Genomic DNA, 17,350 nt, shown 5'->3' with positions numbered 1-17,350 from the left:
GGTGATGCGCTGGGTGATGCGCTGGCGTCAGGCGCCGGGGGCGACCGCCAGCATCCGCTTCAACGCGCCCGAGATCTCTTCGACACGCACCGGCTTGGGCATGATCGCGATGGGCTCCGGAAAACTCACCTTCAGCGTCTCGGAAACCTCGCCGGTGGCGTAGCCGCTGACCACCACCACGGGCAGGCCGGGCTCCTCCCTCCGCAGGTTGCGGATCAGCTCGTCGCCCGCCATCACCGGCATCCTGAGATCGGTGACCAGGGCGTCGAAGGACTCGTCCTTCCAGATCCTCAGGGCCTCCTGGCCATTGAAGGCCGTGGTGACCCGGAACCCCTCGTCCATCAGGCCATGCTCCAGCGCCATGATCGCGATCGCCTCATCGTCGACCAGCAGGATATGGCGGGGTTCGGTCATCGCGGCTCACCGTACAGAAATAACACAGTCCTGGGTGTGGAGCGACGCGCCCCAGCTCCAGGTATGATTGTAGCCGGCAACGCCAGGAAAAACAAAGCCGAACGGGTTGCTGAACGGGTGGCGGCCGTTTCGTTGGCCATTTCGGGGAGCCTCTATCCCTTGTTCGTGCCGGGAGGATGTGCGCATCTTTCCTGATCCGGCCTGATCCGGCCTGATCCGAAGCGGCACGGCCGAGCCTTGACGCGGTGCTCCGAACCGAAACCCTGAACAGAGGGAAGATCCGCAACCTTGAAGATCGGTCTGAGGGCGATGCTGATCGCGTGCCTGGGGGGTGTCGGGCTGGCCTTCACGGCCGGCACCGCCGCGATTCTGCAGGTCGAAGCCGGAGAGCGGCTCCAGCGCGTGATCGGGGAACAGCTGCACCTGTACGCCGGGCAGGTGGCCGACAAGCTCGACCGTGGCATGTTCGAGCGCTACCGCGATCTTCTCGTCGTGACGAGTCTGGAAACGATCCGCGCGACCGACACGTCCCGCGATTCGCGGCGCGCCGTCCTCCAGAAGCTTCAGGACAGCTATCCGGACTATGCCTGGATCGGCTTCATCCGGCCGACCGGCCTCCTCGAAGCGGCGACGGGCCGCGTCTATGAGGGCATGGACGTCAGCGCGCGCGATTGGTGGAAGCAGGGGTACGACCGCCCCTATGTCGGCGACGTGCACGACGCGGTGGTTCTGGGCAAGATTCTCTACGCCGACCGGTTGGAGGTTCCGCGTTTCGTCGACCTTGCGGCTCCGGTTCGCGACGAACACGGAACGCTGACCGGCGTCGTCGCCGCCCATCTCAGCTGGGACTGGGCGTCGGAGGTCGAACGCTCCGTGCTCGGCCAGATTTCCGAGGACGCCGCGGTCGAGGCGATGATCCTCTCCGCCGACGGGAGGGTGATTCTCGGACCCAAACCCCTGGTGGGCACGCCGCTGGCCTTCGCCTCGGCGCAGGGGCGCCGCGCGTGGGTCGAATCCTGGCCGGACGGACGCCGCTTCCTGACGAGCGTGGTGCCGACGAAAGGCTACCGGGATTATCCCGGCCTGGGCTGGAGCGTCGTCCTCCGCCAGCCGGTCGATCAGGCGATGGCTCCGGTCGCCGAGTTGCGGAACCGGGTGATCGCGTGGGGAATCGGCGCCAGCCTCCTGGCGGTCCTCGTCGGCCATGTCCTGGCGACGTGGCTGTCGGCGCCCCTGCGCGCCATGTCCAGGGCCGTCGAGGCCGCGGGCACCGACGGCACGATGCCCGTCCTGCCGCTGGCCGGCCGCTACACGGAAGCCGCCACGCTGTCCGGGGCGCTGCACGCCTACGTGAACGACCTGCAGGAGGCGGACCGGCGGCTCCGCGGCACCGTCGCCGAAAAGACGGTCCTGCTTCGCGAGGTCCACCACCGTGTGAAGAACAACCTTCAGGTGATCTACGGGTTGATGATGGTGGAGATGCGCCGCCTGCCCAAGGGGGACCTGTCGCGGGGCCGCATCGAGGCGCTGGCCGGGCGCGTGACCTCGATGGGGCGCCTGCACGAGCAGCTCTACTCCTCCGGGGACCTGATGAACGTCGATTTCGGGACGCACCTGCGCCAGCTCTGCGACGCGCTTCAGGAGCTTCGCCCGAACGAGGCGATCGCCATCCACGCCGACACGGATGACGTGGCCTGCTCCATCGAACTCGCCACGCCGCTCGGCCTGATCGCCAACGAACTCGTCGTCAACGCGCTGAAGCACGCCTTTCCGGAGGGGAGAAGCGGGACGGTGACGGTCCGGCTGCGGCAGGCGGGCGACCGTCTGACGATGACTGTGGCCGACGACGGCATCGGCTGCGCGGACATGCCGCCCAAGGGGGGAACCGGCACGACGCTGGTCGACGCGCTGGTCCGGCAGGTCGGCGGCACCATAACCTTCGACTCGCAGTCCGGCTGCGCCGCCACCGTCAGCGTGCCGTTCACCGCCGACGCGAACCGTCCCGTCGCCGTCCACGCGTGACCCACGCGCGATGCGCTCCCGGAATTGCGTCCGTATTCAATTCCGTTCCGAAGAGGCGGGCGACGCCGGTCGGCAATCGACCGCTCAATAATCGCTTGTAAAAGCCGATGGCCCCTCCCATCTGGAACCCATCAAGATTGTTTCGGGGCCTGCTGTCCTCAGCCACGGCCAACCGGTTTGGGTCTCTTTTCCCGAAGTGAATTTGATCCCTTCCCGATGTCGGGCGGGGCACCATCAGCAAGGGAACAGACCCATGGCGAACGGCACCGTGAAATGGTTCAACTCCACCAAGGGCTACGGCTTCATCCAGCCGGATGACGGTTCGGCGGACGTCTTCGTCCATATTTCCGCCGTCGACCGCTCCGGCATCGGCCAACTCAACGAAGGGCAGAAGCTGTCGTTCGAGGCCGTCCGCGACCCGCAGCGGGGCAAGGTGTCGGCCGAGGATCTGCGCGCTCTCTGAGCGCCGCGGCCCCCGATTCCAGTACAGAAGAACAATGGCCGGCGGGCGTCGCCCGTCGGCAAGAGGATTCGCATGACCATCAAACTTCCTTCGACCGGGGCGGCCCAGGCCGCCCAGCCCCAGCATCAGCGGCCCAATCCCGTGGCCGAACCGGCGTGGGCGCCGGGGTGGCCCCGCCTGACCCCGCGCGAGATCCGCCAGATCGTTCTCGACACTTTGGGCTAACCGCCTCATCCGTATCGAAAAAAAGCCTTCCCACAGAAACAACCGCGAGGACAGCCACCCTATGCTCGTTCAGGTCCGCGACAACGATGTGGGGGGCGCTCTGCGCGTCCTGAAAAGAAAAATGCAGCGCGAAGGGCTTTTTCGTGAGATGAAGCTGCATCGGCGTTACGAAAAGCCCTCGGAGCGCCGGGCACGGCAGGCGGCGGAATCGGTCCGGCGGCGGCGCAAGCTGCTGCGCAAGCGCTTGCTGCGCGAGGGCTATTGACCGTGGCCACCGATGCCTTAATTTGAGGGACGGCGTCAGGGCCGTCAGCACCCATTCCGGTTCCTCGCCGGACAGACCGTTGGAGACAGGACATAGCTAAACTCTACGATGCGGACCCGGTCCGCGAAGGCCCGCGCATCAATCGGGAAATCACGGCACGCACGGTGCGCCTCGTCGGTGCCAACGGTGAGATGATCGGCGTGGTTTCGCTGCGCGACGCCTTTGACGCTGCGGTGGAGGCCGAACTCGACCTTGTCGAGGTTGCCCCCCAGGCGGAGCCTCCAGTCTGCAAGATCCTCGACTACGGCCGGTTCCGGTTCGAGGAGCAGAAGAAGGCCAACGAGGCGCGCAAGAAGCAGAAGATCATCGAGATCAAGGAGCTGAAGCTCCGGCCGAACATCGATGACCACGATTACGACGTGAAGATGCGGGCCGCGCGGCGCTTCCTCGAAGAGGGCGACAAGGTCAAGATGACCATGCGGTTCCGTGGCCGTGAGATGGCGCACCAGGATTTGGGCATGAACGTGCTCATCCGGGTGCGCGACCAGTTCGAGGACATCGCCAAGGTTGAGCAGATGCCCCGGATGGAAGGGCGCATGATGGTCATGGTCATCGCCCCGCGCTGACCGGTAAACACGGCAGACCGGTAAACACGTTTGACGGCATGGGGACCGCCCTTCCTGGGGCGGTCCCCATGCGTTTTGGGCGACCGTTTGCCGAAGTCCCTCCTTATCGCAGCCACTTTTCATCAGCATCGCTGAACCCAATCGACGCGGCCCTGTTTAGAAGGCACGGTTGAACGGGAGCCCCCTCGATGCTGCGCCTTCGCCACGGCCTCGCCGTCTCGTGCCTTTTCGCCCTGCTCGTTCCGGGCGGGGTGCTGGCCCAGCAGCCCGGCAACGCGCCACCCCCCACGGTCACGACCGAGGTGGTGCGCGACCGGGAGGTCACCCCGACCAGCGAGTTCATCGGCCGCGTCCAGGCGATCCAGGATTTCGAAGCCCGCGCCCGCGTCGAGGGCTTCATCGAGCAGGTGGCCTTCCAGGAAGGGCAGAACGTCACCAAGGACACCCTGCTCTACGTCATCGAGCAGGCCCCCTACCAGGCCGCCGTGGACAGCGCCAAGGCCGACCTCTCCCGCGCCCAGGCGACCCTGCGCGAGGCCCAGCGCGCCTTCCAGCGCGCGCAGGAACTGCGCACCCGCGGCAACATCTCCCAGGCCGACGTCGATCAGGCCCAGGCGGGGCAGGAGACCGCGGAGGCCGACATCATGCAGACGCAGGCCAAGCTGCGGCAGGCGGAGCTGAACCTCGGCTACACGCGCATCGCCTCGCCCATCGACGGGCGCATCGGCGCCACCGCGATGACCGTGGGCGACCTCGTCAACCCGTCCAGCGGTCCGCTCGCCACGGTCGTCCAGCTCGATCCCATCCGGGTCGTCTTCTCGGTCAGCGACCGCGACATCCTGGATGTCCAGCGCGCCGCCCCCGATCTCGCCTCCTCCGATGCGGTGAACCGCTTCGTCCCGGCCCTGCGGCTGGCCGACGGTTCCGAATACGGGCAGAAGGGCAAGGTCGCCTTCGCCAGCAACCGCATCGACCCGCAGACCGGGACCATCCCCGTCTACGCCGATTTCGCGAATCCCAAGGCGCTCCTGCTGCCGGGCCAGTATGTGACCGTCCTGATCCGTCCGGCGCAGACCGAGCGGCAGCCGGTGGTGCCGGTGTCCGCCATCCAGCAGGACCAGCAGGGCAGCTACGTCCTGGTGCTCGACCAGGAGAACCGGGCGCAGCGCCGCCCGATCGAGCCCGGACCGCAGCTCGATCAGGTGATCGCCGTGCCCAAGGGCGTCCAGGCCGGCGAGACCATCATCGTCGGCGGCGCCCAGAAGGTGCGCCCCGGCATGGCCGTGCAGCCCGAGCGGGCCCCCCAGACCGCCGAACAGCCGCGAGGATAAGCGCCCATGTTCTCCGGCCTGTTCATCCGGCGCCCGAACCTCGCCATCGTCATCGCACTGGTCGTGACCATCGCGGGCGCGCTGGCCATCCTCGCCATCCCGGTGGCGCAGTTCCCGCCGATCACGCCGCCCTCGGTGCAGGTCTCCGCCACCTATCCCGGCGCCAACGCCCAGGTCGTCGCCGACAGCGTCGCCGCCCCGATCGAGGCGCAGGTGAACGGCGTGGAGGGCATGCTCTACATGTCCTCGACCAGCACCGACACCGGCGCCTACACGCTGTCGGTCACCTTCGCGCAGGGCACCGACCCGGATCTGGCCCAGATCAACGTGCAGAACCGCCTGTCGCTCGCCACGCCGACCCTGCCGACGGAGGTGTCGCGCCAGGGCGTCACGGTGCGCAAGCAGTCGTCCAACATGCTGATGGCCGTCAACGTCTTCTCGCCCGGCGGCCAGTTCGACCCGATCTTCATCTCCAACTACGCCAGCATCAACCTGCGCGACGCCATCGCGCGGGTGCCCGGCGTCGGCGACGCCCAGGTGATGGGTGCGCTGACCTACGCCATGCGCGTCTGGATGGACCCCAACCGCATGACGGCGCTGGGCATCACCGCTGCGGACGTGGTCGCGGCGATCCAGAACCAGAATCTCCAGGCCTCGGCGGGGCAGATCGGCGCCCCGCCGGTCCCGGACGGCCAGCAGCAGCAATTGACCATTCTGGCCCGCGGCCGGCTGGACGACCCCAAGCAGTTCGCCGGGATCATCGTGCGCACCAACGCGAACGGGGGCGTGGTGCGGCTGGGCGACATCGGGCGGGTGGAGCTGGGCGCGCAGAGCTACAGCTCCACCGCCAGATTGGACGGCGACCCGGCGGCGACGCTGGTCGTCTACCAGTCGCCGGACGCCAACGCGCTGGACGTCGCCAAGGCGGTGCGGGCCGAGCTGGAACGGCTGTCCGGCCGCTTCCCGGAGGGGCTGGACTACGCCGTCGTCTTCGACACCACCAGCTTCGTCAGCGCGACGATCGAGGAGATCGTGCTGACTCTCGGCATCACCTTCCTGCTGGTCGTGGTGGTCATCTACGTCTTCCTCCAGGACTGGCGGGCGACGATGATCCCCACGCTGGCGATCCCGGTGTCGATCATCGGCGTCTTCGCCGTGCTGCTCGCGCTGGGCTACAGCGCCAACACCATCACGCTGTTCGCGCTGGTGCTGGCGATCGGGCTGGTCGTCGACGACGCCATCGTGGTGGTCGAGAACGTCCGGCGCGTGATGGAGGAGCATCCCGACCAGCCCGCCCCCTCGGCCAGCCGCATTGCCATGGAGCAGGTGACCGGCGCCATCGTCGCCTCCACCCTGGTGCTGGCCGCGGTGTTCGTGCCGGTGGCCTTCCTGCCCGGCATCACCGGCCAGCTCTACCGGCAGTTCGCGGTCACCATCACCACCGCCTTCCTGATTTCCGGCATGGTGTCGCTGACGCTGACCCCGGCGCTGTGCGGCCTGCTGCTGCGCCCGCCGACCCCGCCCTGGCGCCCGCTGGCCGCCTTCAACCGGGGGCTGGACGGGGTGCGCGACCGCTACGGCGGTCTCGTCGGCTGGCTGTCGCGCAAGCTGGTGATCGGGATCGCCGTCTTCGCCCTTCTGACCGCCGGGGCCTTCCTGCTGCTGCGCGGCCTGCCCACCGCCTTCCTGCCGTCGGAGGACCAGGGATACTTCTTCGTCAATGTGCAATTGCCGAGTGCCGCGTCGCTCAGCCGGACGGAGACGGTGATGAACGACGTGAACGAGCGTCTGCGCGCGACGCCAGGGGTCGCCCACGTGATCTCCATCGCCGGCTACAGCATCCTCAGCGGTGCGGGCTCCAACGTCGGCCTGCAGATCGTCGTGCTGAAGCCCTGGGGGGAGCGCGGGGCCGACGAGACGGTGGACGCGCTGCTGGGCCGGCTGCGGCCGCAGCTCGCGGCGGTGCCGCAGGCGACCATCGCCGCCTTCAACCCGCCCTCCATCCCCGGCCTCGGCAGCACCGGCGGGTTCCAGTTGCAGGTGCAGGCGCTGGGCGGGCAATCCGCGCAGCAGCTCGGCGCGGTGCTGCGCGGCCTGCTGGTCGCCGCCAACCAGGACGCGCGGCTGTCGGCGGTCTTCAGCACCTTCAGCCCCGACGTGCCGCACCTGTTCGTCGACCTCGACCGCACCAAGGCGGCGCTGCTCGGCGTCTCGCCGGGCGACGTCTTCACCACGCTGCAGTCCCATCTCGGGTCGCGCTATGTCAACGATTTCAACCTCTATGGCCGGGTCTTCCAGGTGCAGGTGCAGGATGCCGCGGAATACCGGGACGAGGTCGCGGCCATCGACCAGCTCTATGTGCGGAGTTCGTCGGGGGACATGGTGCCGCTGCGCAGCATCGTGAGCATCCGCAACACGCTGGCTCCCGACAGCCTGGTCCGTTACGACCAGTTCCTCTCCGCCTCGGTCAACGGGAACGCCGCCCCCGGCGGCAGCTCCGGCCAGGCGCTGGCGGCGATGCAGGAGGTGGCGGACCGCACCCTGCCGGCGGGCTACGCCACGGAATGGACCGGCCTGTCCTATCAGGAGAGCCGCATCGGCAACCAGACGATCATCATCTTCGGGCTGGCGGTGCTGTTCGGCTATCTGTTCCTGGTCGCGCAGTACGAGAACTGGCTGATCCCGCTGGCCGTGCTGCTGTCCGTGGCCATCGCGGTGCTGGGGGCCGGCATCGGCCTGAGCGTCGCCGGAATCGCCAACGACGTCTACGCGCAGATCGGCCTCGTCCTGCTGGTCGGCCTCGCCGCCAAGAACGCCATCCTGATCGTGGAGTTCGCGCGGGAGCAGCGCGCCGCCGGTCACCCCATCATCGACTCCGCGGTGATGGGCGCCCGCCAGCGCTTCCGCGCGGTGCTGATGACGGCGCTGGCCTTCATCCTGGGGGCGGTGCCGCTGCTGGTCGCCACCGGCGCCGGAGCGGCGAGCCGGCGGTCCATCGGCACGACGGTCTTCAGCGGCATGACCGCGGCGACGCTGGTCGGCATCATCTTCGTGCCGGTGCTGTTCGTCGCCTTCCAGCGGCTGACCGAACGGCTCGTCCCGCACCGCGATCCGGCGGACGTCCCGGCGAAGACCTCTCCGGCGGAGTGAGCCCGCCAAAGGGGGGGCGTGCGGCGCCTAGGCGTCGGAGTCCGCGGTGATGCCGTGCTTGCGCAGTTTCGCATAGAGGTTGGTGCGCGACAGGCCGAGGCTTCGCGCGGCTTCGAGCTTGTTGCCCTGCGCGTCCTCCAGCGCGGCGAGGATGAGCGAGCGCTCCAGCTCGTCCATGCTGTCGGCGAGCGGACGCTTGCGGGCCGGCGGGGCGGGGGGCCGGACGGCGGCTCCGGGAAGGATGTCGGCGAAGTCTTCGGCCAGGATGCGCTCCCCGTCGGTGCGCACATAGACCTGCTCGATGACGTTGCCCAGCTCGCGGACGTTGCCCGGCCAGTCATGCCCGCGCAGCGCGTCGAGCGCCGCGGGGGTGAGGTCGCGCATCGGCTGATCGAGGCTCACCGCCATCCGTTCCGAAAACAGCGAGGCGAGGATCTCCAGGTCCTCCTTGTGGTCGCGCAGCGCCGGAAGCTGGATCGGAAAGACGTTCAGCCGGTAGTAGAGGTCCGAGCGGAACGTGCCGTTCCGCATCATCTCCGGCAGCGGCCGGCTGGTCGCGGCGATGATGCGGACATCGACCTTGATGACCTGATTGGAGCCGAGCGGCTCGACCTCGCGCTCCTGAAGCACGCGCAGCAGCTTGGCCTGGAGCGGCAGCGGCATGTCGCCGATCTCGTCGAGGAACAGCGTGCCGCCGTGGGCGAGCTGGAATTTTCCGGGCCGCGGCTGGCGGCCGGCGCCGGTGTAGGCGCCCGGCGCCACGCCGAAGAACTCCGCCTCCAGCAGATTCTCGGGAACCGCCGCGACGTTGACGCCGACGAAGGGGCGGTCGGCCCGGTCCGAGGCCGCGTGGATCGCCTGCGCCACCAGCTCCTTTCCGGTCCCCGTCTCCCCCAGCACCAGCACCGCCGAGTTGATCTGGCCCGCCTTGCGCACCAGCCGCTTCACCTGGAGCATCGCCGGGCTGAAGCCGACCAGATTCTCGACCGAGTATTTCGGCGCCCGGCTGGCGGCGAGTTCCTGTTCCATGCGCGCGAGCCGCGATTGCAGCTTGTTGAAGCGCTCGGCGATGGGGCGGAGGTAGGTCAGGCTGTTCTTCAGGGCGAAGGCGAGGGCGCCGATGATCTCGCCCTGTTCGTCGCGCAGGGGCAGGCGGCTCACCAGCAGCGTGTGCTCGCCATAGCGCATGATGTCGAGCGGGAAGGAGCGGCCGGTCTCCACCACGTCGCGCATCTGGCTGTGCGGGATGACCCGTTCGATGGGCTGCCCCACCACCTCGGCCAGGGAGCGGATGCCCAGCAGCGCCTTGCGCTTGTCATCGAACCAGACGTGCTTATCATTGGACCAGACGATGCGCGCGTCCTTGTCGACGAGAATGGCGCCATCGATCATCTCGTCGATCATCACCATCAGGGCGCGCGCCGCCGCGAAGTGTTCGTCCCGTCCCGCCGCCATCGCCCGCCTCCCGCCGCGTCGTTTCTGTCAATAATCTGAACACTGTTTGTCAGAATTCAGCACACGGCGAAAGCCCTGATGGCGAGGGCGCCGGCGGACGAGAGGACAAATCCCCAGGCAATCCGCCCGCTGGGTTGGCCCAACCCCGCCCATGGCAACGCTTCCCATCATTGGCACGCCCCTTGCTTTGATTGCACCAAGAAAATATGGGTGCAGCGAACAATCGGCCGAACGGCCATCGCGGCGCCGTCAGGCAGGGGGGAAGCAACGAAGGCATGACGCAACAGCGTATTGGAATCGTCGGCGCCGGGCTGATGGGGCATGGGATCGCGCAAGCGTTCGCCGTCGCCGGGCATCCCGTCGCCATCCAGGAGCCCGATCCCGGCCGCCGGGCCGCCATCGTCGGGCGGGTCCGCGGCAACCTTGAAAATCTGGGAATGGACGCCGCCGCCGCGGAGCGGATTCGGCCCTGCGCCTCCCTGGAGGACGCCGTCGGCGACGCGGACGTCGTCATCGAAGCGGTCCCGGAGGATCTGGCCCTCAAGCAGCGGATCTTCCTGGCGGTCGAAGCCGCCGCGCCGCCCCACGCGCTTCTGGCGAGCAACACGTCGGTGATCCCGATCACCCGGATCATGGAGCCGCTCCGCGACAAGAGCCGTGCGCTCGGCACCCACTGGTGGAACCCGCCGTACCAGATTCCGCTCGTCGAGGTCATCCAGACCGCCGACACCGACGACGCGGCGGTCGCCGCGATGATCGGGCTTCTGGCCGCCATCGGCAAGACACCGGTGCATGTCCGCAAGGACGTTCCCGGCTTCATCGGCAACCGTTTGCAGCACGCGCTCTGGCGCGAGGCCATCGCGCTCGTCCAGAACGGCGTGTGCGACGCCGAGACGGTGGACGCCGTGGTCAAGGCCAGCTTCGGCCGGCGCCTCGCCGTCCTGGGGCCGCTGGAGAACGCCGACCTCGTCGGCACCGAGCTGACCCTGGCGGTGCACGAGCATGTCCTGCCCGACCTCGACCGGACGCCGGAACCCTTGCCCCTGCTGCGCGACCTCGTCGCGTCCGGACGGCTGGGCATGACGTCCGGCGCCGGCTTCCGCACCTGGACGGAGGCGCAGCGGACCGACGTCCACGCCCGTCTGGCGGCCCACCTCCAGCGGTTGGACGACATCGAGCGCGGATGATCGCGCGCCGTCCACCGCCCCCTTTCCTTTCGAATTGAACCCACACAGGGAACGTTCCATGGCCGCACCACAGAAGAAGGTCATCATCAGCTGCGCGTTGACGGGGTCGATCCACACCCCGACCATGTCGGACGCGCTGCCGGTGACCCCGGATGAGATCGTCGAGCAGGGGGTCGGCGCCGCCGAGGCCGGCGCCGCGATCCTGCATCTGCACGCCCGCGACCCCCGCACCGGGCAGCCGACGCCGGACCCGGCGGTGTTCATGGAGTTCCTGCCGCGTCTCAAGCAGTCCACCGACGCGGTGCTCAACATCACCACCGGCGGCTCACTCAACATGACGGTGCAGGAGCGCCTTGCCGCCCCGCTCCAGGCCCGGCCGGAAATGTGCTCGCTCAACATGGGCTCGATGAATTTCGGCATCTTCCCGCTGGCCGACCGTTACCAGGGCTGGAAGCATGACTGGGAGGAGCCCTATCTGCGCGGCACCGACGACTTCATCTTCCGCAACACCTTCCGCGACATCGCCTATATCCTGGAGCATCTGGGCGAGGGCTGCGGAACGCGCTTCGAATTCGAGTGCTACGACGTCGGGCACCTCTACAACCTCGCGCATTTCGTCGATCGGGGGCTGGTGAAGCCGCCCTTCTTCGTCCAGACGATCTTCGGCATCCTCGGCGGCATCGGCGCGGAGCAGCGCAACCTCGTCTTCATGCGCGAGACAGCTGACCGGCTGTTCGGGACGGATTACGAATGGTCGGTGCTCGCCGCCGGGCGCCACCAGATCCCCTTCACCACCATGGCCGCGGTCATGGGCGGCAACGTCCGGGTCGGGCTGGAGGACAGCCTGTATCTCAGCAAGGGCCGGCTGGCCCGGAACAGCGCGGAGCAGGTGGCGAAGATCCGCCGCATTCTCGAAGAGCTGTCGCTGGAGGTCGCCACCCCCGCCGAGGCGCGCGCCATGCTCGCCCTCAAAGGCGCCGATCAGGTGGCCTTTTGACCGGCAGGACGCCTCACTCTCCATGACGCCCGAAAGAAGGACAGAGATGCGAAACAGGAACGCTGTCGTCACCGGCTCCACCACCGGCATCGGGCTGGCGACCGCCCGCGAACTCGCCCGCCAGGGCTGCCATGTGATGCTCAACGGCTTCGGCGACCGCGCGGAGATCGACCGGCTGTGCGCGGACATCGCGGCACAGAGCGGCACACAGATCGTCTATTCGGGGGCCGACCTCAGCCGGCCGGAGGAGGCCCGCGCCATGATGGCGGAGGCCGCGGCGGCGCTCGGCCCCATCGACATCCTGGTGAACAACGCCGGGGTGCAGCATGTGGCGGCGGTGCACGAGTTCCCCGACGACAAGTGGGACCTGCTGCTCGCGGTCAACCTCAGCGCCGCCTTCCACACCATCAAGGCGGCCCTTCCGGCGATGCGCGAACGCCGCTGGGGGCGCATCGTCAACACGGCGTCGGTCCTCGGCATGGTCGGCGCCCCGCACAAGCCCGCCTATGTCGCGACCAAGCACGGCATCATCGGCCTGACGAAGTCGGTGGCGATCGAGGTGGCGGAGCACGGCATCACCTGCAACGCGGTGTGCCCCGGCACGGTGCTGACCCCGATCATCGAGAAGCAGATCGCCCAGCAGGCCCAGGTCACCGGCCTGCCGGAGGAACGGGTCCTCCAGGCCGTGTTCCTCGACCGCATGCCGACCGGCCGGCTGATCCCGCCGGAGGAGGTCGCCGCCACCATCGCCTTCCTGTGCTCCGACGCCGCCGCGTCGATCACCGGCGCCGCGATCCCCGTGGACGGCGGCTACACGACCCATTGAGTCTCCAACCACCAAGAAAACAACACCCTAGGGAGTGAACCATGCGCAGCACCCGTATCGCCGGCCTTCTCGCCGGAGTCGCCTTCGCCGCCCTGGCGTCCGGCACGGCCCAGGCCCAGATGTCGGACAACGTCATCAAGATCGGCATGCTGTCCGACCGGTCCGGCATCTACGCCGACATCAACGGCGAGGGATCGGCGGTGGCGGCACGGCTGGCCGCCGAGGAGTTCGGCAACGCCATCAACGGCACCAAGATCGAGATCATCGTCGGCGACCACCAGAACAAGGCGGACATCGCGGCCAACCTCGCCCGCCAGTGGATCGACGTGGAGAAGGTCGACGTCGTCGCCGACGTGCCGAACTCGGCCGCCGCGCTGGCCGTGCAGGGCATCACCAAGGACAAGAAGCGCATCTTCCTGATGTCCGGCCCGGGCTCCACCGATCTGACGGGCAAGGATTGCAGCCCCTACGGCTTCCTGTGGACCTGGGACAACCACGCGGTGGCGTCCTCCACCGCCCGCGCGCTGGTCGAGCAGGGCCGGAAGAGCTGGTTCTTCATCACCGCCGACTACGCCTTCGGCCATTCGCTGGAAACGGAGGCCGCCAACACCGTCAAGCAGCTTGGCGGCACGATCAAGGGCAGCGTCCGCCATCCCCTGGCAAGCTCGGACTTCTCGTCCTTCCTGCTGCAGGCCCAGGCCTCGGGCGCGGAGGTCGTCGCCTTCGCCAACGCCGGCGGCGACACCATCAACGCGGTCAAGCAGGCCGCCGAGTTCGGCATTCCCCAGGGCGGCCAGACGCTGGCGGGCCTGCTGCTGAACGTCAACGACATCCACGCGCTTGGGCTCGACACCGCGCAGGGGCTGATGCTGGCGAACTCCTTCTACTGGGACATGAGCGACGAGACCCGCGCCTGGTCGAAGAAGTTCGAGGAGCGGACCGGGCGCAAGCCGTCGATGAACCAGGCGGGCGTCTACTCGGCGGTCAAGCATTACCTGAAGGCCGTGCAGGAGGCCGGCACCGACGACGCCGACAAGGTCGCGGCCAAGATGCGCGCCACGCCCATCACCGACATGATGATGAAGGACGCGCGGATCGCCGACAACGGCCGGATCTTCAACGACATGTATCTGGCGCAGATCAAGACGCCGGGCGAGTCGAAGGCGGCCTGGGACTACTTCAAGATCCTCAAGACCATCCCCGGCGAGCAGGCCTACATCAACCCGAAGGACAGCGGCTGCCCCCTCGTGAAGTGACGGGTTGATTGCATTTGAAGTCCCCTCTCCCCTCCGCTCACGCGCAAACACAGTTTGCGCTGACGCGACAGGCGGACCTTTGGTCCGCCGAAAGCGGGGAGAGGGTTAGGGTGAGGGGGTTGCGCTTTCGCCGGACGTATCGCCACGCGCAACCCCCTCACCGGCCCTCCGGGCCACCCTCTCCCCAGAGGGGAGAGGGTTATTGAGGCCAAATGCGATAGCTCTGAGTTAAATCACGGCCTGAGGTAAGGGCGCCCGGACAGTGCGCGCCTTTCCCATTTCCATATTTTTCTCACGGTTATATACCAAACGTATATAGCGGCCGTTGACAGACGCCGGTATGCGCTGTATCCAAACAAACATAGCGAATGGATACGCCTGATCGGTCCCCTGTGACGGAGCCCGCGATGAGACTGCGTGCGTTGGTTGTGCTGGCGATGGGCATCCTTCCGGGTGCGCTGCACGCGGAGCCCCTGGAACCGAGCCTGCTCGTTCTGACCAGCTACCCCGACGAGTTGGTCGCGCGGTTCGAGGCGGCGTTCGAGCGGGCGAATCCCGGCACCGACCTGCGCGTCCTCTGGAAGACCGGGCGGGAGGCGATGCCGATCCTGCGCAGCGCCGACCAGGGGGGTGTGGACGTCTACTGGACCCCGGCGCTGCGCAATTTTCCGGTGCTGCGCGACGAGGGGCGGCTCCGCCCGCTGGCGATCGGTTCACCGGAACTCGATCGCGAGGCGCTGCCGGGCCGCATCGGGGCCCAGACCCTCTCAGACCCCTCGGGCCGGTTCGAGGCGTTCGAGGTCGCCGGCTACGGAGTCGTCGTCAACCCGGCCTATCTGGCGGAGCGTGGGCTGCCGACGCCGCGGCGCTGGGCCGACCTCGCCGACCCGGCGCTGGCCGGACACGTCGCCTTCCCGGTGCCCTCGCGGGTCGGCTTCGCCCCGGTGCTGGTGGACATCATCCTCCAGGCCGAGGGCTGGACGGCGGGCTGGACGCTGCTGCAACGCATCGCCGCCAATGCGGAGCTGGCCGACCGCGGGCCGGGGGTGGGCCGACCATCGACTTCCAGGCGCTGAACGCCCAGTCCGACGGCAAGCCGGTGGAGATCCTCTATCCGGAGCGCACCGCCTGGCTGCCCGCCCACATCGGCGTGACCGCCGCCGCCCCGCACCCGACGGCCGCCGCCGCCTTCGTCGCCTTCGCCCTGTCGGAGGAGGGGCAGCGGATCCTGTTCCACCCGGACATCCGCCGCCACCCGGTCCGCCCGGCGGTCTATCGGGACGCCCCGGCGGGAACCGGCAACCCCTTCGCCGCGGCGGGCGCCTTCGCCTACGAGACGGAGCGGGCCAGCCGCCGCGAGCCGGCGGTCGCCGCCCTGTTCGACGCGCTGATCACCCGCCGCCAGGACGAGTTGCGCGACCTGCTGGCCCTGCTGGACGAGGCGCGGCGGGCCGCCGCCCGGACGGGCGATCCCGCCCTCGCCGCGAAAGCGGAGGAGGCGCTGGCCCTCGCCACCGCGGTCCCGCTGACCGAGGACGAGGCCGCCGCCCTGACCGTCACGGAAGCGCTCGACCGGGAATGGGCGGAGCGCATCGGCAAGGCCCGCGCCACCGCCGCCGATACCGCCCGCGCCGTTCTGGCCGCCGCCAAGGAGCCCTGACCCGTGCGCCGGTCCCTTCACGCGCTGCTCGGCCTCTCGGTCGCCCTGTCCGCAACGGCCGGGACCGTCGTTCAGGCCGCCGCGCCATCCAACCCGACGCGCGCCGCCTTCGACCAGACCCTGCCGCCGACCGACGAGGCGCAGCGGGTCCAGCTCACCATCGGGCGCATCCTGTTCAACCATGTCTGGACGCCGGGCGGCCCGGACCCGGAGGCCGGGACCGGCGTCGGCCGCGCCCAGGCCGGCGGGCGGGCGCTGGTGCAGAACGGCTTCGCGGGGGAGGGCGGGTTCCACGGGCTGGGGCCGACCTACAACCGGCTGTCCTGCGCCGCCTGCCACATCAAGAACGGGCGGGGAGAACCGCCACAGGGACCCGACGACGCGCTGCGCGCCATGCTGGTCCGCCTGTCGGTGCCGGGCGAGGACGCGCATGGCGGGCCGAAGCCGCACCCCGCCTACGGCGACCAGATCAACGACCAGTCGGTGCCCGGCGTCCCGGCGGAGGCGCGTGTCTTCTTCACATGGCACGAGCGGGTGGAGCGTCTGGCCGACGGCACCGCGGTGCCGCTGCGCGCTCCCGAGATCCGCATCACCGATCCGGCCTTAGGGCCGCTGGGCGACGGCGTGATGACCTCGCCGCGCATGGGGCCGCCGGTCTTCGGGCTGGGCCTGCTGGAGGCGGTGCCGGAGCGCGCCATCGTGGCGCTGGCCGAGGCGCAGGCGCGCGAGGGGGTGGTCGCCGGCCAGCCCAACCGCGTCTGGGACCGCGAGGCCGGGGCGGAGGCGCTCGGCCGTTTCGGGCTGAAGGCCAACCAGCCGACCGTGCGCCAGCAGATCGCCGGGGCCTTCGTCGGCGATCTCGGCATCACCAGCCGCCTCTATCCGGAGCCCAACTGTCCGGAGGCGCAGGCCGCCTGCGCCGCTTATGCCGCCGAGGGGGAGGGGCCGCAGCCGGAACTGTCCGAGGCGATGCTCGACACCATCCATCTCTACACGCTGGCGCTCCAGCCGCCGCCCCGGCGCGGCGCGGACGATCCGGCGGTGCGCCGCGGCGAGGCCGTCTTCGCGGAGGCCGGCTGCGCCCGCTGCCACGCCCCCAGCCTGGAAACGGCGGAGCATCCGCGCCTGCCTGGATTGGGCAGCGGGACGATCCATCCCTACAGCGACCTGCTGCTGCACGACCTGGGTGACGGGCTGGCCGACGGACGGCCCGATCACCGCGCCGGCGGGCGGCAGTGGCGCACCGCGCCGCTGTGGGGGCTGGGCCTCGTCCCGCTGATCGCCGACCACCCCGCCTATCTGCACGACGGCCGCGCCCGCAGCCCGCTGGAGGCAGTGCTGTGGCATGGCGGCGAGGCCCAGGGCAGCGCCGACGCCGTGCGCGCCCTGCCCACCGCCGACCGCGCGGCGCTGCTGGCCTTCCTCGCTTCCCTGTGACCGACACCCTTCCGCTGACGCCCATTCCCTAGGAGT

The 17,350-nt window shown here is 69.0% G+C and carries 16 protein-coding genes; 14 read left to right on the top strand and 2 right to left on the bottom strand.

Going from position 1 to position 17,350, the window contains the following annotated elements; all coding sequences use genetic code 11:
* Positions 1-27 precede the first annotated feature (27 nt).
* Positions 28-414, bottom strand: coding sequence for a response regulator (locus tag TSH58p_RS32685; RefSeq protein ID WP_109067854.1), 387 nt, complete (start codon positions 412-414; stop codon positions 28-30).
* 288 nt (positions 415-702) lie between these two features.
* Between TSH58p_RS32685 and TSH58p_RS32680 the strand changes: the two genes are divergently transcribed.
* The 7 genes from TSH58p_RS32680 to TSH58p_RS32655 all read left to right on the top strand — a co-directional run bounded on the left by TSH58p_RS32680 (position 703) and on the right by TSH58p_RS32655 (position 8,496).
* A complete protein-coding gene (locus tag TSH58p_RS32680; protein ID WP_109067853.1) occupies positions 703-2,436 on the top strand; it encodes a sensor histidine kinase in 1,734 nt (577 codons plus the stop codon).
* Between the two features lie 253 nt (positions 2,437-2,689).
* Positions 2,690-2,899, top strand: a complete 210-nt coding sequence (locus TSH58p_RS32675; protein WP_109067852.1) for a cold-shock protein — start codon at positions 2,690-2,692, stop codon at positions 2,897-2,899.
* 72 nt (positions 2,900-2,971) lie between these two features.
* Positions 2,972-3,124 (top strand): hypothetical protein, encoded by a 153-nt coding sequence (locus tag TSH58p_RS33495; RefSeq protein ID WP_158282546.1) that lies wholly within the window; start codon positions 2,972-2,974, stop codon positions 3,122-3,124.
* A gap of 61 nt (positions 3,125-3,185) precedes the next feature.
* A complete protein-coding gene (rpsU, locus tag TSH58p_RS32670) occupies positions 3,186-3,389 on the top strand; it encodes a 30S ribosomal protein S21 (protein WP_035673681.1) in 204 nt (67 codons plus the stop codon).
* A gap of 92 nt (positions 3,390-3,481) precedes the next feature.
* The gene (infC, locus tag TSH58p_RS32665) at positions 3,482-4,015 is read left to right on the top strand and encodes a translation initiation factor IF-3 (protein WP_035673684.1); all 534 of its coding nucleotides are present in this window, start codon (positions 3,482-3,484) and stop codon (positions 4,013-4,015) included.
* A gap of 188 nt (positions 4,016-4,203) precedes the next feature.
* Positions 4,204-5,346 carry an efflux RND transporter periplasmic adaptor subunit gene (locus tag TSH58p_RS32660; RefSeq protein ID WP_109067851.1) on the top strand — a complete coding sequence of 381 codons (1,143 nt, stop codon included), beginning with the start codon at positions 4,204-4,206 and terminating at the stop codon, positions 5,344-5,346.
* Between the two features lie 6 nt (positions 5,347-5,352).
* A complete protein-coding gene (locus TSH58p_RS32655; protein ID WP_109067850.1) occupies positions 5,353-8,496 on the top strand; it encodes an efflux RND transporter permease subunit in 3,144 nt (1,047 codons plus the stop codon).
* Between the two features lie 27 nt (positions 8,497-8,523).
* On the opposite strand, the gene TSH58p_RS32650 is transcribed toward TSH58p_RS32655, so the two are convergent.
* Complete coding sequence (locus TSH58p_RS32650; RefSeq protein WP_109067849.1) at positions 8,524-9,951, bottom strand: sigma-54-dependent Fis family transcriptional regulator; 1,428 nt, start codon at positions 9,949-9,951, stop codon at positions 8,524-8,526.
* 275 nt (positions 9,952-10,226) lie between these two features.
* Between TSH58p_RS32650 and TSH58p_RS32645 the strand changes: the two genes are divergently transcribed.
* From TSH58p_RS32645 to TSH58p_RS32610, 7 genes are all read left to right on the top strand, one after another.
* Entirely contained in the window at positions 10,227-11,138 is a 912-nt protein-coding gene (locus TSH58p_RS32645; protein ID WP_109067848.1) for a 3-hydroxyacyl-CoA dehydrogenase family protein, read from the top strand.
* Between the two features lie 58 nt (positions 11,139-11,196).
* Positions 11,197-12,135, top strand: a complete 939-nt coding sequence (locus TSH58p_RS32640) for a 3-keto-5-aminohexanoate cleavage protein (RefSeq protein WP_109067847.1) — start codon at positions 11,197-11,199, stop codon at positions 12,133-12,135.
* A 46-nt stretch (positions 12,136-12,181) separates the two neighbouring features.
* Positions 12,182-12,961, top strand: a complete 780-nt coding sequence (locus TSH58p_RS32635; RefSeq protein ID WP_109067846.1) for a 3-hydroxybutyrate dehydrogenase — start codon at positions 12,182-12,184, stop codon at positions 12,959-12,961.
* A gap of 41 nt (positions 12,962-13,002) precedes the next feature.
* Positions 13,003-14,217 carry an ABC transporter substrate-binding protein gene (locus tag TSH58p_RS32630; RefSeq protein WP_109067845.1) on the top strand — a complete coding sequence of 405 codons (1,215 nt, stop codon included), beginning with the start codon at positions 13,003-13,005 and terminating at the stop codon, positions 14,215-14,217.
* A gap of 407 nt (positions 14,218-14,624) precedes the next feature.
* On the top strand, positions 14,625-15,293 hold the full coding sequence (locus TSH58p_RS32620; protein WP_158282545.1) for an ABC transporter substrate-binding protein: 669 nt from the start codon (positions 14,625-14,627) through the stop codon (positions 15,291-15,293).
* Positions 15,294-15,316: 23 nt separating this feature from the next.
* On the top strand, positions 15,317-15,877 hold the full coding sequence (locus TSH58p_RS32615) for a hypothetical protein (protein WP_158282544.1): 561 nt from the start codon (positions 15,317-15,319) through the stop codon (positions 15,875-15,877).
* Between the two features lie 3 nt (positions 15,878-15,880).
* Positions 15,881-17,314 carry a di-heme oxidoredictase family protein gene (locus TSH58p_RS32610; protein WP_109067842.1) on the top strand — a complete coding sequence of 478 codons (1,434 nt, stop codon included), beginning with the start codon at positions 15,881-15,883 and terminating at the stop codon, positions 17,312-17,314.
* The last annotated feature ends 36 nt before the right edge of the window (positions 17,315-17,350 follow it).

Source organism: Azospirillum sp. TSH58 (assembly GCF_003119115.1).
GTDB lineage: Bacteria > Pseudomonadota > Alphaproteobacteria > Azospirillales > Azospirillaceae > Azospirillum.
This window is presented reverse-complemented; position numbering and strand designations above follow the sequence as displayed.

Excerpts from the sequence above, each read along its gene's own strand:
- TSH58p_RS32685 (WP_109067854.1), bottom strand. The coding sequence starts at position 414 with ATGACCGAACCCCGCCATATCCTGCTGGTCGACGATGAGGCGATCGCG.
- TSH58p_RS32675 (WP_109067852.1), top strand. The coding sequence starts at position 2,690 with ATGGCGAACGGCACCGTGAAATGGTTCAACTCCACCAAGGGCTACGGC.
- TSH58p_RS33495 (WP_158282546.1), top strand. The coding sequence starts at position 2,972 with ATGACCATCAAACTTCCTTCGACCGGGGCGGCCCAGGCCGCCCAGCCC.
- rpsU (WP_035673681.1), top strand. The coding sequence starts at position 3,186 with ATGCTCGTTCAGGTCCGCGACAACGATGTGGGGGGCGCTCTGCGCGTC.
- TSH58p_RS32660 (WP_109067851.1), top strand. The coding sequence starts at position 4,204 with ATGCTGCGCCTTCGCCACGGCCTCGCCGTCTCGTGCCTTTTCGCCCTG.
- TSH58p_RS32655 (WP_109067850.1), top strand. The coding sequence starts at position 5,353 with ATGTTCTCCGGCCTGTTCATCCGGCGCCCGAACCTCGCCATCGTCATC.
- TSH58p_RS32650 (WP_109067849.1), bottom strand. The coding sequence starts at position 9,951 with ATGGCGGCGGGACGGGACGAACACTTCGCGGCGGCGCGCGCCCTGATG.
- TSH58p_RS32645 (WP_109067848.1), top strand. The coding sequence starts at position 10,227 with ATGACGCAACAGCGTATTGGAATCGTCGGCGCCGGGCTGATGGGGCAT.
- TSH58p_RS32640 (WP_109067847.1), top strand. The coding sequence starts at position 11,197 with ATGGCCGCACCACAGAAGAAGGTCATCATCAGCTGCGCGTTGACGGGG.
- TSH58p_RS32635 (WP_109067846.1), top strand. The coding sequence starts at position 12,182 with ATGCGAAACAGGAACGCTGTCGTCACCGGCTCCACCACCGGCATCGGG.
- TSH58p_RS32630 (WP_109067845.1), top strand. The coding sequence starts at position 13,003 with ATGCGCAGCACCCGTATCGCCGGCCTTCTCGCCGGAGTCGCCTTCGCC.
- TSH58p_RS32620 (WP_158282545.1), top strand. The coding sequence starts at position 14,625 with ATGAGACTGCGTGCGTTGGTTGTGCTGGCGATGGGCATCCTTCCGGGT.